Annotated in this window: 15 protein-coding genes; 7 read left to right on the forward strand and 8 right to left on the reverse strand. The window is 72.1% G+C overall.

The genetic code is table 11. The features are described 5' to 3' along the window. Positions 1–278 precede the first annotated feature (278 nt). Together ACH4J0_RS11955 and ACH4J0_RS11960 are read right to left on the reverse strand one after the other, a co-directional pair. Entirely contained in the window at positions 279–641 is a 363-nt protein-coding gene (locus tag ACH4J0_RS11955) for a hypothetical protein (RefSeq protein ID WP_396238861.1), read from the reverse strand. Next, positions 638–985: a recombinase family protein gene (locus ACH4J0_RS11960; protein WP_396238863.1), complete on the reverse strand. Its 348-nt coding sequence runs from the start codon at positions 983–985 to the stop codon at positions 638–640. Before ACH4J0_RS11960 ends, ACH4J0_RS11955 begins: the two co-directional genes overlap by 4 nt. A gap of 127 nt (positions 986–1,112) precedes the next feature. Here ACH4J0_RS11960 and ACH4J0_RS11965 point away from each other — a divergent pair, with 127 nt between their 5' ends. The 6 genes from ACH4J0_RS11965 to ACH4J0_RS11990 all read left to right on the forward strand — a co-directional run bounded on the left by ACH4J0_RS11965 (position 1,113) and on the right by ACH4J0_RS11990 (position 6,476). Continuing rightward, on the forward strand, positions 1,113–1,964 hold the full coding sequence (locus ACH4J0_RS11965) for a Scr1 family TA system antitoxin-like transcriptional regulator (RefSeq protein WP_396238865.1): 852 nt from the start codon (positions 1,113–1,115) through the stop codon (positions 1,962–1,964). Then, positions 1,946–2,155, forward strand: a complete 210-nt coding sequence (locus ACH4J0_RS11970) for a DUF397 domain-containing protein (protein WP_396238867.1) — start codon at positions 1,946–1,948, stop codon at positions 2,153–2,155. The genes ACH4J0_RS11965 and ACH4J0_RS11970 overlap by 19 nt, the downstream gene beginning before the upstream one ends. Positions 2,156–2,291: 136 nt before the next feature. Beyond that, on the forward strand, positions 2,292–3,320 hold the full coding sequence (locus ACH4J0_RS11975; protein WP_396238869.1) for a phosphotransferase family protein: 1,029 nt from the start codon (positions 2,292–2,294) through the stop codon (positions 3,318–3,320). A gap of 5 nt (positions 3,321–3,325) precedes the next feature. After that, positions 3,326–4,555, forward strand: coding sequence for an acyl-CoA dehydrogenase family protein (locus ACH4J0_RS11980; RefSeq protein WP_396238871.1), 1,230 nt, complete (start codon positions 3,326–3,328; stop codon positions 4,553–4,555). Positions 4,556–4,613: 58 nt separating this feature from the next. Continuing rightward, entirely contained in the window at positions 4,614–5,078 is a 465-nt protein-coding gene (locus ACH4J0_RS11985) for a hypothetical protein (RefSeq protein ID WP_396238873.1), read from the forward strand. Between the two features lie 120 nt (positions 5,079–5,198). Then, positions 5,199–6,476: an alpha/beta hydrolase family protein gene (locus tag ACH4J0_RS11990; RefSeq protein ID WP_396238875.1), complete on the forward strand. Its 1,278-nt coding sequence runs from the start codon at positions 5,199–5,201 to the stop codon at positions 6,474–6,476. Between the two features lie 68 nt (positions 6,477–6,544). Here the strand turns inward: ACH4J0_RS11990 and ACH4J0_RS11995 are convergent, their stop codons facing one another. The 3 genes from ACH4J0_RS11995 to ACH4J0_RS12005 all read right to left on the reverse strand — a co-directional run bounded on the left by ACH4J0_RS11995 (position 6,545) and on the right by ACH4J0_RS12005 (position 8,757). Next, complete coding sequence (locus ACH4J0_RS11995) at positions 6,545–7,024, reverse strand: ricin-type beta-trefoil lectin domain protein (protein WP_396238877.1); 480 nt, start codon at positions 7,022–7,024, stop codon at positions 6,545–6,547. Positions 7,025–7,222: 198 nt separating this feature from the next. After that, positions 7,223–8,164 (reverse strand): RimK family alpha-L-glutamate ligase, encoded by a 942-nt coding sequence (locus ACH4J0_RS12000; protein WP_396238879.1) that lies wholly within the window; start codon positions 8,162–8,164, stop codon positions 7,223–7,225. Positions 8,165–8,343: 179 nt separating this feature from the next. Continuing rightward, complete coding sequence (locus ACH4J0_RS12005; protein ID WP_396238881.1) at positions 8,344–8,757, reverse strand: winged helix-turn-helix transcriptional regulator; 414 nt, start codon at positions 8,755–8,757, stop codon at positions 8,344–8,346. A 79-nt stretch (positions 8,758–8,836) separates the two neighbouring features. Between ACH4J0_RS12005 and ACH4J0_RS12010 the strand changes: the two genes are divergently transcribed. Then, the gene (locus tag ACH4J0_RS12010) at positions 8,837–9,670 is read left to right on the forward strand and encodes an NAD(P)H-binding protein (protein WP_396238883.1); all 834 of its coding nucleotides are present in this window, start codon (positions 8,837–8,839) and stop codon (positions 9,668–9,670) included. On the opposite strand, the gene ACH4J0_RS12015 is transcribed toward ACH4J0_RS12010, so the two are convergent. The 3 genes from ACH4J0_RS12015 to ACH4J0_RS12025 are packed head-to-tail and all read right to left on the reverse strand — an operon-like array spanning position 9,656 to position 12,164. Continuing rightward, positions 9,656–10,630, reverse strand: a complete 975-nt coding sequence (locus ACH4J0_RS12015) for an NADPH:quinone oxidoreductase family protein (protein WP_396238885.1) — start codon at positions 10,628–10,630, stop codon at positions 9,656–9,658. The two genes, ACH4J0_RS12010 and ACH4J0_RS12015, sit on opposite strands and share 15 nt — an antisense overlap. Next, positions 10,627–11,409 (reverse strand): SDR family NAD(P)-dependent oxidoreductase, encoded by a 783-nt coding sequence (locus ACH4J0_RS12020; RefSeq protein WP_396238887.1) that lies wholly within the window; start codon positions 11,407–11,409, stop codon positions 10,627–10,629. Before ACH4J0_RS12020 ends, ACH4J0_RS12015 begins: the two co-directional genes overlap by 4 nt. Further along, on the reverse strand, positions 11,406–12,164 hold the full coding sequence (locus tag ACH4J0_RS12025; protein WP_396238889.1) for an SDR family oxidoreductase: 759 nt from the start codon (positions 12,162–12,164) through the stop codon (positions 11,406–11,408). The genes ACH4J0_RS12020 and ACH4J0_RS12025 overlap by 4 nt, the downstream gene beginning before the upstream one ends. Positions 12,165–12,328: the final 164 nt, after the last annotated feature.

Below are 12,328 nucleotides of genomic sequence, written 5' to 3' on the forward strand. Positions count from 1 at the left end.
CGCGACCGATCGACCAGGTAGCGGCCCTGCGGGTCCTACGTTGGCTCGCTTACTTCCGTGACCACCAGGCCGCGAGGGCGGTGACGCCGGCGGATGCCGTCGTGGCGAGCCATACCGGGATGCGCTGGATGGTCAAGCGCAGTCCTCCCCATCGGAGTTCGAAAAGAGGGCGCCCGGCTTCTCGCTTCGTTGTCGGCATGTGGACATCTCGGACGTGGACAGGGCGTTGAAGTCCATGTCCGAGACGCCCAGGTGGCGCCGCAGGTCCGGCAGTTCAACTAGCAGAGGGTTCGCCGGAACTCCTCGGCGGCGGCGCGGGTGTAGAAGCGTCTGATGCGGGAGGGGGAGCCGGGGGCGCGGAGGTAGGTGTGGTGGGTCGGGTCCCAGAGGCCCCAGCTCTCCAGCTGGAGGAAGTGGGGACTCCGGGAGTCGATCAGGCGGATCTGGTAGGGCGTGGCAGGGGTGGGGGCGTTCGCGCGGGTCCAAGCGTGGGCCTGGGCGTAGGAGTAGAAGCGGAGCGGTTCGTCGGCCGGGGGGAGGGCCTTGATGAGCTGGGTGGTGGTGCGGTCGCGGACGACCCAGACCTGGTAGGAGGTGCCGGGCGGGGCGTCGCCGGGGACGATGGCGTAGCGGTCGTTCATCGGCGGGTCGCGATCTGGATGAAGCCGGAGGCCTTCTCGACGCGCTCGGCGAACTCGTTGAACTCGCCGTCGATGGGGGAGATGGTCGCTTTGGTGGGGACGAGGATCGCGCCGGCCTGGCTGTCGCGGATCTGGCGGAGGGCGGCCTGGAGCATCGGGCGATGCTGGGGACCCTTCATGTCGACCTCGTCGTCGACGACGATCAGGGAGATGTTCCAGTTGAAGGCGTGGGCGTAGGCCTCACACGCGCTCAACTCGCGCTCCGGGAAGTAGGAGTTGGTCTTGGCCAGGTAGGCGACGACCTGGAAGTCGCGGGTGGGGGTGCAAGAGGTGTTGGGGGGCATGGGTGTCTCCATGGTTGCGCATCGCGGTCGATGCCTCACTTGGTGTAGTCATGGTGACTGACCGCCGCGTACCATCGGAAGTCGATCTGAAACTTGAATCGGATACTCGGCAAGTTGGTGAAGCGTGGTGAACATCAAGGAACTTGATCCGACATCAAGTCCATGGGCGGCGTTCGGCGTGCAGCTTCGCAGGTCGCGTCGGGCGGCCGGGCTGACCCAGGCCAAGCTGGCTCGGCTTGTGGGGGTTGATCCCTCCTATGTCTCCTATGCCGAACTTGCCCCGCTTGGAAGAACTCCGCCAAGCGAGAAGTTCGCCCGCGACGCCGACCGGGTCCTTGAGACGGGCGGGACGTTGCTGCTCATGTGGCTCCAGGCCAAGCACTCGGCTCTGCTGGAGGGCTTCCCCGAGTTTGCAAGCCAGGAGCAGAACGCCACAGAGATAAGGATCTACGAGGCGGGTATTGTTCCAGGGCTGTTCCAGACCGAGGCCTATGCGCGTGCGCTGGCGGCCGGTGATGTCCGAAGGGGGACGATCACCCAAGCGCAGGCGGATGAGCGAGTGGCCTTTCTGCTTGCCAGGCAAGAGCTGGTCCGGCGCAAGCGGCCTCCACTCGTCCATGCGGTTCTCGACGAGAGTTGTCTGCGGCGCCCCATCGGGGGCCGGGAGGTGATGCGAGCCCAACTTGCCCACCTGGAAACCCTGTACGCGGTGAAGAACGTCATCCTTCAGGTTGCGCCGTTCGAGCTCGGGGAGGAGAGGCCGTTCGCCCTGCCCATGGTGCTTCTCACCCTCGCTGACGCGTCCTTCCTGGGGTATTCCGAGTCAGAGGGGCGGAGTCACCTCGAACGGGATATTGAAAGGCTGGCCACCTGGAGGAAACACTACGATCGGCTCCAGGTGGGAGCGCTGGCCGAGACGGCGACTCTCGAATGGATGCGCGCTGCTCGGAAGGGAATCGAATGTCCGACATCAACTTGACGGCCACCCGGTGGGTGAAGTCGAGCTTTAGCCAGCAAGGTGGCAACTGTGTCGAGGTGGCTCCCGGCTTCCGTGACGTGATGCCTGTCCGCGACTCGAAGGACCCGGAGGGGCCGGTGCTCCTCTTCCCTGCCGAGGCGTGGAAGGCCTTCGTCGCCGCGACTGCCTCCGGCGAGTTCGGCGACATCTGACCCAGCCCGTCTTCCCCGCGAGCCCCCGGACCGGACAGTCCGGGGGCTCGCGGCATTGACAGGGGGCATCCTGGGTTGAATGCTAAGCAAGCGCTTAGTCATCGATTCCGCCGCCGTCGTCCCGAGGAGCCGCCCGATGTCCGAGACTCCTGCCGATCCGCCCGGGCTGGATCTGGGCCGCCTCCGCTCGTATCTGGACCGGGAGCTGCCCGGGACCGTTCAGGGGGCTCTCCGGGCCGACCTCGTCGAAGGGGGCCGCTCCAACCTCACCTACGTCCTCAGCGACGATTCCCGCCGCTGGGTGCTGCGTCGGCCGCCGCTGGGGCACGTCCTCGCGACCGCGCACGACATGGGGCGCGAGTACCGTGTGATGTCCGCTCTGCGTGACACCGACGTCCCCGTGCCGCGCATGCTGCTGATCGACCACGGGACCGAGGTACTCGGCGCCCCCTGGTACCTCATGGAGCACGTCACCGGCATCGCGCACCGGGACCGCGAGACGCTGGCCGCCCTCGGGGAGAAGCGGGTCGAGGCGCTCGGGCGCCGGCTGGTCGAAACCCTCGCCGCGCTGCACAAGATCGACCCTGTCGCCGTCGGGCTCGAAGACTTCGGCCGCCCGGACGGCTACCTGGAGCGCCAGCTGCGCCGGTGGTCCACTCAGCTGGAGAAGTCCCGGAGTCGCGACCTCCCCGACCTCGACCGGCTGCACGCCCTCCTCGCCGACCGCCTCCCCACCTCTCCCGCCCCCGCCCTGGTCCACGGCGACTACCGTCTCGACAACGTCCTGGTCGACGGTGCCGACACGATCACCGCCGTCCTCGACTGGGAGATGTCCACCCTCGGCGACCCGCTCACCGACATCGGCCTCCTGGTGATGTACACCGAGCTGGCCGGCGTCGGCGGCGGCATCATCCCCTCCGCCATGACCGCCCCCGGCTTCCCCAGGCCCGACGAGATCGTCTCGTACTACGCCGAGTTGACCGGCCGCCAGGCCGCCGACCTCGACTGGTACGTGGCCTTCGCCTCCTTCAAGCTCGCCGCCGTCGCCGAGGGCATCCACTACCGCTTCCAGCAGGGCCGCACCCTGGGCGCCGGTTTCGAGCGAGCCGGCGAGATGGCCCCGATCCTCGCCCGTCACGGCCTGAGCACCCTCAAGGAGGACTGACCACAATGGACTTCGCCTACGACGCCCGCACGAACGAACTCCGCGAGCAGTTGCTCGCCTTCATGGACCAGCACGTCCACCCCGCCGAGCCCGTCCTGGCCGCCCAGCTCGCCGACCCCGCCCGCGAACCCTGGTCAGTCCCGCCCGTCGTCGCCGACCTCCAGGCGGAGGCCCGTAAGCAGGGCCTGTGGAACCTGTTCTTCGTGGACAAGCACAGCATCCCGGGCGAGCACGGCGCAGGCCTCACCAACCTCCAGTACGCGCCGCTCGCCGAGATCACCGGGCGCAGCATCCAGCTGGCCCCGCCCGCGCTCAACTGCGCCGCCCCCGACACCGGCAACATGGAGCTGCTCGCCCAGTTCGGCAGCGCCGAGCAGAAGGAGCGCTGGCTGCGCCCGCTCCTCGACGCCGAGATCCGCTCCGCGTTCGCGATGACCGAGCCCGAGGTCGCCTCCTCGGACGCCACCAACATCGCCACCCGGATCGAGCGCGACGGCGACGAGTACGTGGTCAACGGCCGCAAGTGGTACATCACCGGCGCGATGAACCCGGACTGCAAGCTGTTCATCGTGATGGGCAAGACCGACCCGACCGCCGAGCCGCACCGCCAGCAGAGCATGGTGATCGTCCCGCGCGACACCCCGGGTCTCACCGTCAAGCGCGGCATGACGGTCTTCGGCTACGACGACGCCGACCACGGCGGCCACGCCGAAGTGCTCTTCGACGACGTCCGCGTTCCGGCCGAGAACCTGATCGGCGAGGAGGGCACCGGCTTCGCCATCGCCCAGGCCCGGCTCGGGCCCGGCCGGATCCACCACTGCATGCGGGCCATCGGCATCGCCGAACGCGCGCTGGAGCTGATGTGCCGCCGGGCGAGCGAGCGCGTCGCCTTCGGCCGTCCGCTGGCCGAGCAGGGCGTGGTGCAGGACTGGATCGCCGAATCCCGTGTCCGCATCGAGCAGTTGCGGCTGCTCGTCCTCAAGACCGCCTGGCTGATGGACACCGTCGGCAACCGTGGCGCGCACACCGAGATCCAGGCCATCAAGATCGCCACCCCGCGCACCGTCGAGTGGATCCTCGACAAGGCCGTCCAGGCGCACGGCGCCGCCGGGGTCAGCCAGGACACCCCGCTGGCCCAGCTGTGGGCGGGCAACCGCACCCTGCGCCTCGCCGACGGGCCGGACGAGGTCCACAAGCGCTCGCTGGCCCGCCGGGAGCTCAAGCGGTACCGCTGATGCGCGATGAGGCAGTCCTCGCGTTCGGTCCCCGGTGATCCCCTTCTACTCTGACGGCATGACTGAGGCCCTGATGAACCGCTACCGACCGGCTGTGCAACCCCTGCTGGAGCCGGGCGAAGACCTGGTGGACGTCGCGAAGGTGATCCCGGCCGCCGGGGCGGAGGGGGTCGGGGACGGCGCCGGAGCGGCGATCGGCAACGCGCTGGCGCGGATCGGTGCGGTGACGGGGGAGTCGGGCAGCATCGCCCGCAGCTTCCCGAAGGCGGAGGGCGGGGTGGCGGCCAAGCTGCTGGTGGTGACCGACCGCCGGACCGCCTTCGTCACGGTCGGGCCGGACATCCGCAAGGTCGGCCGACTGCTGTGGCACGTCCCGCGCAGCGTGGTGGCGCGGGTGGAACGGCGCCCGCGACTCCAGGCCATGGCGAGGTTCCGGCTGCGCTTCGCGGACGGCTCCGCGGTCTCGATGTACACCATGCGGCGCCGCACCGTGGAGGCCCTGGCCGACCATCTCGGGCGGTAGCGCCCGCACGAGGGTCATACCGGAGTACCCAGGACGACTTGGCTCCCCGGTATGACGGATTCCGACCGCCCCGCCCGTAGCGTCTCCCTCGTCAACGGAACACGACGAGGAGGCGGCAAGATGGGCAGGCGGGGACGGGCCGTGGCGGCGGTACTGCTGGTGGCGTCGGCGGCGCTCGGGGTGGCGGGCGCGCCCGGGGCGGTGGCGGCTCCGACGGACGGCGGCGGCGAGCGGCAGGCCACGGCGTGGCTGCCGCAGCCGACCGGACCGTACCCGATCGGGACCACCTCGCTGCACCTGACCGACGCGGGGCGGGAGGACCCCTGGCAGCCGGGGCGCAAGCGCGAGCTGATGATCAGCTTCTGGTACCCGACCGCCCGCCCGGCCGCCGGGCAGGAGCGGGCCCGCTACATGGAGCCCGCCGCCGGGGAGAACTTCGGCGGCACCACCGGGGCGGGGAAGGTCAACTACGGGGTGCAGACCGGCAGCACGGATTGGTCGGGCATCCTCACCCATGCCCGGCAGGACGCCCCGGCCCGCCCCGGCGGACCGCGCCCGGTGGTGCTGTACTCGCCCGGGCTGGGCGACCCGCGCAGCTGGGGCACGGCCCTGGTGGAGGACCTCGCCTCGCGCGGCTACGTCGTCGTCACCATCGACCACACCTACGAGGCCTCCGAAGTCGCCTTCCCCGGCGGCGACCTGGCCACCTCGGTGTTCCCCGCCATGATGGGGCAGCCCGGCCTGGACATCGGCGCCGTGCTGCGCAAGTCCCTGTCCACCCGAGTCGACGACACCCGCTTCGTGCTGGACGAACTCGCCGGGCTGCGCCGCTTCCCCGGCCTGCCGGCCGGCCTCGCCGCCTCGCTGGACCTCGACCGGATCGGCATGGTCGGCCACTCGGCGGGCGGCTTCACCGCCCTGCAGACCATGCACGACGACCCGCGGATCGCGGCCGGGATCAACATGGACGGCCAGATGCACTTCCCCGGCCCGGACGGGCAGACCGGCGTCTTCCTGCCGAGCGTCGCCCAGGACGGCCTGGACCGCCCGTTCCTGCTGATGGGCACCCGGAGCAGCGACTCCGGCAGCTACCACGGGCAGCCCGGCTGGGACGCCCTCTGGCAGCACAGCGCGGGCTGGCACGCCGACGTCACCCTGGACGGCTCCCGGCACGGCTCCTACACCGACGCCGAGTCCCTGCTGCCGCAACTCGCCCGCCAGGGCGCGATCAGCCCCGACGGGCTGGCCGCGGACGTCGGCACCATCCGCCCCGACCGGGCCGAACTCGCCACCCGCTCCTACGTGGCGTCCTTCTTCGACCGCTGGCTGCGCGGCCACGACGACCACCTGCTGGACGGGCCCTCGGCGCGCTTCCCGGAGATGACGTACGAGCGGTAGTCCCTTGCGCAGGACAGGGCCGTGCCCGGGGCCGACTGGAGTGGCCCCGGGCACGGCGGCGGGGTTCGTCAGGCGAGCGCCAGGCTGATCTGGTCGTCGAAGACCACCCAGTGCTGTCCGGGGTCGGCGGCGTTGCACGGCCTGGTGCCGACGCTCGGGCTCTGCCAGACGTTGGCGAGACAGTAGGCCGGGGCGAAGGTGAGGGCGATCTGCTGGCCCGAGACGGTCCAGTACTGCCCCTGGTCATTGGGGTCGCACGGCTTCGTCGAGACGGTCTGGGTACCCCAGGTGTTGGCGAGGCAGTAGCCCCGGGCGTTGCTGAGGGAGATCTGCTCGCCCGAGAGGGTCCAGTGCTGGCCGAGGTCGCTGGGGTAGCACGGCTTGGTGCTGATGTTCGGGGTGTTCCAGGTGTTGGCGAGGCAGTAGAGGCCGGGGGTGCGCGGGCTCGCCTGCGCGGTGTCGGCGGCGCCCGCCCCGACGGCCGGCAGGAAGGAGGCCGTCAGCGCGAGGGCCGCGACGGCGAGGGTCTTGCGGAGAGCAAACACCATGACGAGTCGGTTCCGTTCTCGCTGAAGGTCGTGCGGATCGCACACGACCGTGGTGGGCTTCAGCAGCTCGGGCTCGAGTGCGTGCCAATTTGAGCATCGCTCGTTAACGAACCAGTAGAGTCGGGTTACGTATTCATACGAACGGGTCATCATGGGCGGTCTGACGTTCGAGGGTTGAATTTCGGTCGAAACCTTGCTTCAGGAGTGCAGGTGGGCCGCGACGTACGGGACGGCGATCTGGTCCACCCCTCGGGTGCGGCCGAAGGCCGGGTGGACGTTGACCTCGAAGACCACGCCGCCGTTCTCGGCGGCGAGGTCGACGCCGGCCAGCGGGAGGCCCAGGGACTTGGTCGCGAGGATCGCCAACTCAGCCAGACCAGGCGGTAGTTCGTCGATCTCCAGGGTGGTCGAGGAGGCGCCCTGGCACTCGTTGCAGGGGGCGTCCGGATCCGGCTGGACGTGCTCCACCGCGCGGACGGCCCGGCCGCCGAGGACGACCACCCGGTACTGGTGGCGCCGCCCGTCGGCGGTGAAGTTCCGGGCGTCCCGGGCGATCAGCCAGTCGGCGTCGAGCGCCGCGTAGTGCCGTGCGGCGGCGACCAGTTGGGCGTGGGTGGTGACGTGGAAGACGTCGTCGCCGCCCATGCCGACGCACGGCCGGGCCCAGACGTCGCCGCCGAGCCGCTCGAAGGCCTCGGCGGCGGCCTCCGGGCTCGACCGGGAGAGCGTGAGCGTCGGCATCTGCGGTACGCCGTCACGGGTGAAGCGCTCGACCGTGCGGTCCTTCTCGGTCGCCGCGCGCCAGGCCTCGACGTCCGTGCCGAGGCAGCGGACGCCGGACGCGCGCAGCAGCCGTTGGCAGTGGGCGAAGGCGGGCCGCCGGTGCGGCGGGATCTCGTAGACGATCACCGCGTCCGTCGTCACGACGCTCCCCCCGGCCTCCAGCCGGACGGTCCCGTCGCCCACCGCCTCGATCCGGCCGGTGGAGGCGGCGTCGTCGGCGCCGTCCGTCATGAAGTGCCGCGCGTCCAGCAGGACGGGCTCGCGGCCGGTCAGCCGCCGGGCGGCGACGGCCATCGCCTCCCGGGTGCCCTCGGTCGAGCTGTGGTCGGTCAGAAGAACGAGATCTCGTCGGCCCATGCCGCCATGGAAACGGCGCGCTTCCGTACGCGGCAAGGAGGCCTCGTGAGCCATCCGGGTGCGACCGTGGCCTGAACCGGCCCGGAGCCGGCCGACGGTGAGCACCAGTGCCTCCAGCTCACCCACGGGCGCCCGGAACCCGGTCCTCCTGCCGGCCGACCGGGCCTACGAATTTCCCACTAGCGGATCTCCGAGCCCGGGTTGGCCTCGTCCCACTCCTGGCGGGAGGCGAGGATCGCGTCGTGGTGGGAGTAGGACCAGTCGACCATCGCCCGCACCAGGTGGGTGAGGCTGTGGCCGAGCGGGGTCAGCTCGTACTCCACCTGCGGGGGGACGGTCGGGTGGACGGTCCGGGAGACCAGGCCGTCGCGCTCCAGGCGGCGTACCGTCAGGGTCAGCATCCGCTGGGAAATCCCTGGCAGGGCGCGCTGCAGTTCGCGGAACCGCCGTACGCCCTGGGCGAGTTCGACCACGGCCAGGACCGACCAGCGGTCGCCGAGGCGGTTCAGCAGGTCGCGGATGCCGCAGTCCGCGCCGTCGTCGCACCAGACCACCGGCCGCCGGGTGGTTACCGCGGTGTGCCCTACTGACATGGAAGTGCCTCCTTACGCCGGACGCCCAGGCTACCGAGGATGGTCACGTCCTCAACGACCAGCCGACCGAAGGAGAAGCATGCTGCTCGTCACCGGTGTCAACGGAGGTCTCGGCGCCCTCGTCCTGGCGCGCCTCGCCGGCCGCACGGACGTCGTCGCCGGGAGCCGGACGCCCGAGCGGGTCCGGACCGAACTGCCCGTCCGGCTCGTGGACTTCGACCGGCCGGAGACCCTGGCGGAGGCCTTCGAGGGCGTCCGGACGCTGCTGCTGATCTCGGCGGGCGCGGCCGAGGACGACGTGGTGACCGCCCGGCACGGTGCGGCGATCGAGGCAGCCGAGAAGGCGGGCGTCGAGCACGTCGTCTACACCAGCCTGTCCGGCGACGGCGACCACCTGCCCTACGCGCTGGCGCACCGCTGGACCGAGCGGCGGCTGCGCGAGTCCGGCACCCTGCGCTGGACGGTGCTGCGCAACGGCCTCTACGCGGAGCTGCTGGCCGGGATCGCCGCCCCCGGCCCGGACGGGGTGATCACCGCGCCGCTGGGCGCCGGGCGGCTGGCGGCGGTGGCCCGGGCCGACCTCGCCGAGGTGGCGGTGAACGTCGCCCTGGCGCCCGCCGGGCATGCGGGCCGGACGTACGAGCTGGTGGGGGAGCGGGCGGTGGGCGGCGGGGAGGTGGCCGGGGTGCTGGGCGCCGAGTACCGCCCGGGCCGGCTCACCGAGGCCCGGGCGGCGTTGGCGGCCTCGGACGCGTTCGACTTCCAGGTGCCGATGGTGGTGGGCACCTGCTCGGCGATCGCCCACGGCTTCCTGGCCGGGCCGGGCGGGCCGGGCGACCTGGCGGCCCTGCTCGGCCGCCCGCCGCGCCCGGCCCTGGAGGTCATCGCCGAGCTGGCCTCAGGCAGGCCCTAGCACCGCGATCCGGCCCGTGCTGCGCCCGTCGGCGACCAGCTGGACGGCCTCCGCGGCCTCGGCCAGCGGCACCCGGGCGCTGACCAGGGGCCGGACCACGCCCTGTTCGGCGAGCTTGGTCAGCTCGTCGTGGGCGGCCCGGACGGCGCGCGGGTCGTGGGTGTTGTAGAGGCCCCAGTGCAGGCCGAGGATCGCGTAGTTCTTCACCAGGGCGTGGTTGAGCGCCGGCGCCGGGATCTGCCCGGCGGCGAAGCCCACGACCACGATCCGGCCCTCGAAGGCCACGCACTTGGTGGAGCCGGTGTAGGCCTCGCCGCCGACCGGGTCGAAGACCACGTCCGCGCCGCGCCCGCCGGTGAACTCCTTGACGGCGGAGACGAAGTCCCCGGCCGTCCGGTCGACCACCAGGTCGGCGCCGAGCGCGCGGGCCGCCTCCGCCTTGGCCGGGCCGCCGACCACGGCGACCACCCGGGCCCCGGCGGCCCGGCCGAGCTGGACGGCCGCGCTGCCGACCCCGCCGGCCGCCGCGTGCACCAGCAGGGTCTCGCCGGCCCGCAGCCGGGCCCGGCGGTGCAGGGCGAACCAGGCGGTCTGATAGCCGATGTGCAGGGCCGCCGCCTCGGCGTCGTCCAGCGACTCGGGCGCCGGGAAGGCGGCTGCGGCGTCCAGCAGCGCGTACTCGGCGAAGGCGCCGTGCGGCAGCACCGGGTTGCCGATCAGCCGCTCGCCCCGCCGGGCGCCGTCCGCGACCTCGCCGCACAGCTCCACACCGGGGGTGAACGGCAGCGGCGGACGGACCTGGTACTGCCCGCGCACCATTAGCGCGTCCGGGAAGTTCACCGCCGCCGCCCGGACCCGGACCAGCAGCTGCCCCGGGCCGGGCACCGGCCGTGCCACGCCGTCGGCCAGCCGCATCACCGCGGCCGGCTCGCCGAGCTCACCCACCTGCCAGGCCCTCACAGCGCCTCGCTCCTCTCCAGTCCCTGCTGGAGCCGGTTCATCCCGGCGATCCAGCGGTCCGGGTCGGTGGCCCGGATGCGGTAGTACTCGGCGGTCCCGGGGTGCGGCAGGATCAGGAAGCGCTCCTCGCGCAGCCCGTCCAGCGCCGCCCGGGCGACATCCTCCGGCTCCAGGGCGGTCGGTGCGAGCAGTGCCTCGCCGACCGGGCCGGTGGAAGCCAGCATGTCGGTGCGCACGCCCTGGGGGCAGAGCGCGTGCACCTTGACGCCCCGGTGCCGGTAGGTGGCGGAGAGCCACTCGGCGAAGGCGAGCGCGCCGTGCTTGCTGACGGCGTACGGGGCCGAGCCGAGCATGGTGAGCAGCCCGGCGGCGGACACGGTGGCCAGGAAGCGGCCCTGGCCGCGGTCCAGCCAGCGGGGGAGCAGCAGTTCGGCGGCGCGGACGTGGGCCAGCACGTTGACCTCCCAAGCGCTGGCCCAGGCCGTGGCGGGTGCGTCGGCGCCGCCGACCGGGGCGACACCCGCGTTGGCGCACCAGACGTCGATCTCGCCGAGCTCCGCGCGGGCCCGGCCGACCAGGGCGGCCAGGCCGGTGGCGGAGGCGGCGTCCCCGGGCAACGCGGTGCCGCCGCAGTCCTCGGCGACGGCGTGGGCGGCCTCGGCGTCCAGGTCGTTGACCACCACCCGGGCGCCGGCCGCGGCGAAGGCCCGGGCCAGCGCGGCGCCGATGCCCCGGCCCGCCCCGGTCACCACCACGCCCTGGCCCTCGAACGCGGTCACATGCCACCGCCGAGGGTGACTCCGCCGTCCACCACGAGGGTCTGGCCGGTGATCCAGCCGGCGTCCGGGGAGAGCAGGAACGCGACCGCGCCCGCGATGTCCTCGGGTATGCCGAGGCGGCCCAGCGGGTAGGCCTTGGCGACCTTCTCCTCGCGGCCCTCGTACAGCGCCTCGGCGAACTTGGTCTTCACCACGGCGGGGGCGACGGCGTTGACCCGGATGCCCTGCGGGCCGAGCTCGGCGCCGAGTTCGGTGGTGAGCCGGATCAGCGCGGCCTTGCTGATGCCGTACATGCCGATGCCGAGCGAGGAGCGGATGCCGGCGATCGAGGCGACGTTGACGACCGAGCCGCCGTGCCCGCCCATCCAGGCGGCGTGCGCCCGGCGGGTCCAGGCGAGCGGGCCGAGCACGTTGACGGCCATGATCTTGGCGGCGGCGGCCTCGTCGGTCTCCAGGACCGGCCCGTACACCGGGTTGATGCCGGTGTTGTTGACCAGGTGGTCGAGCCGGCCGAAGGCCTCCAGGGTGCGGGCGACGGCCTCCTCCTGGTGGGCCGGGTCGTCGGCCTTGCCCGCGACGGCGATCGCGTTCTCCGGGCCGCCGAGGTCGCGGACGGCCTCGGCGAGCGGCTCGGGGTTGCGGGCCGTGAGGCAGACCTTGGCGCCGCGCTCGACCAGTTCGCGCGCGATGCCGAGGCCGATGCCGCGGCTGGATCCGGTCACGACGGCCACCCGGCCCTTGAAGGAGTGCACCACGGAGGGTCCTGCCTTTCCGGCGAGGGTCTAGTTCGGAAGCGCTGGACTTGGAGTCGCTCAGGTTCGGAGTCACCAGGGTTCACGGCGGTGACTAAGCGCTTGCTCAGCATGGTGTCGGTGCGGCAGCCTGTCAACAGTCCGCCGGACCGCAGCGGACGGCCGAC

It is taken from the genome of Kitasatospora sp. NPDC017646 (assembly GCF_044329365.1).
Lineage (GTDB): Bacteria > Actinomycetota > Actinomycetes > Streptomycetales > Streptomycetaceae > Kitasatospora.

Excerpts from the sequence above, each read along its gene's own strand:
- ACH4J0_RS12010 (WP_396238883.1), top strand. The coding sequence starts at position 8,837 with ATGCTGCTCGTCACCGGTGTCAACGGAGGTCTCGGCGCCCTCGTCCTG.
- ACH4J0_RS11975 (WP_396238869.1), top strand. The coding sequence starts at position 2,292 with ATGTCCGAGACTCCTGCCGATCCGCCCGGGCTGGATCTGGGCCGCCTC.
- ACH4J0_RS11990 (WP_396238875.1), top strand. The coding sequence starts at position 5,199 with ATGGGCAGGCGGGGACGGGCCGTGGCGGCGGTACTGCTGGTGGCGTCG.
- ACH4J0_RS11955 (WP_396238861.1), bottom strand. The coding sequence starts at position 641 with ATGAACGACCGCTACGCCATCGTCCCCGGCGACGCCCCGCCCGGCACC.
- ACH4J0_RS12000 (WP_396238879.1), bottom strand. The coding sequence starts at position 8,164 with ATGGGCCGACGAGATCTCGTTCTTCTGACCGACCACAGCTCGACCGAG.
- ACH4J0_RS11970 (WP_396238867.1), top strand. The coding sequence starts at position 1,946 with ATGTCCGACATCAACTTGACGGCCACCCGGTGGGTGAAGTCGAGCTTT.
- ACH4J0_RS11985 (WP_396238873.1), top strand. The coding sequence starts at position 4,614 with ATGACTGAGGCCCTGATGAACCGCTACCGACCGGCTGTGCAACCCCTG.
- ACH4J0_RS11995 (WP_396238877.1), bottom strand. The coding sequence starts at position 7,024 with ATGGTGTTTGCTCTCCGCAAGACCCTCGCCGTCGCGGCCCTCGCGCTG.
- ACH4J0_RS12005 (WP_396238881.1), bottom strand. The coding sequence starts at position 8,757 with ATGTCAGTAGGGCACACCGCGGTAACCACCCGGCGGCCGGTGGTCTGG.
- ACH4J0_RS11960 (WP_396238863.1), bottom strand. The coding sequence starts at position 985 with ATGCCCCCCAACACCTCTTGCACCCCCACCCGCGACTTCCAGGTCGTC.
- ACH4J0_RS11980 (WP_396238871.1), top strand. The coding sequence starts at position 3,326 with ATGGACTTCGCCTACGACGCCCGCACGAACGAACTCCGCGAGCAGTTG.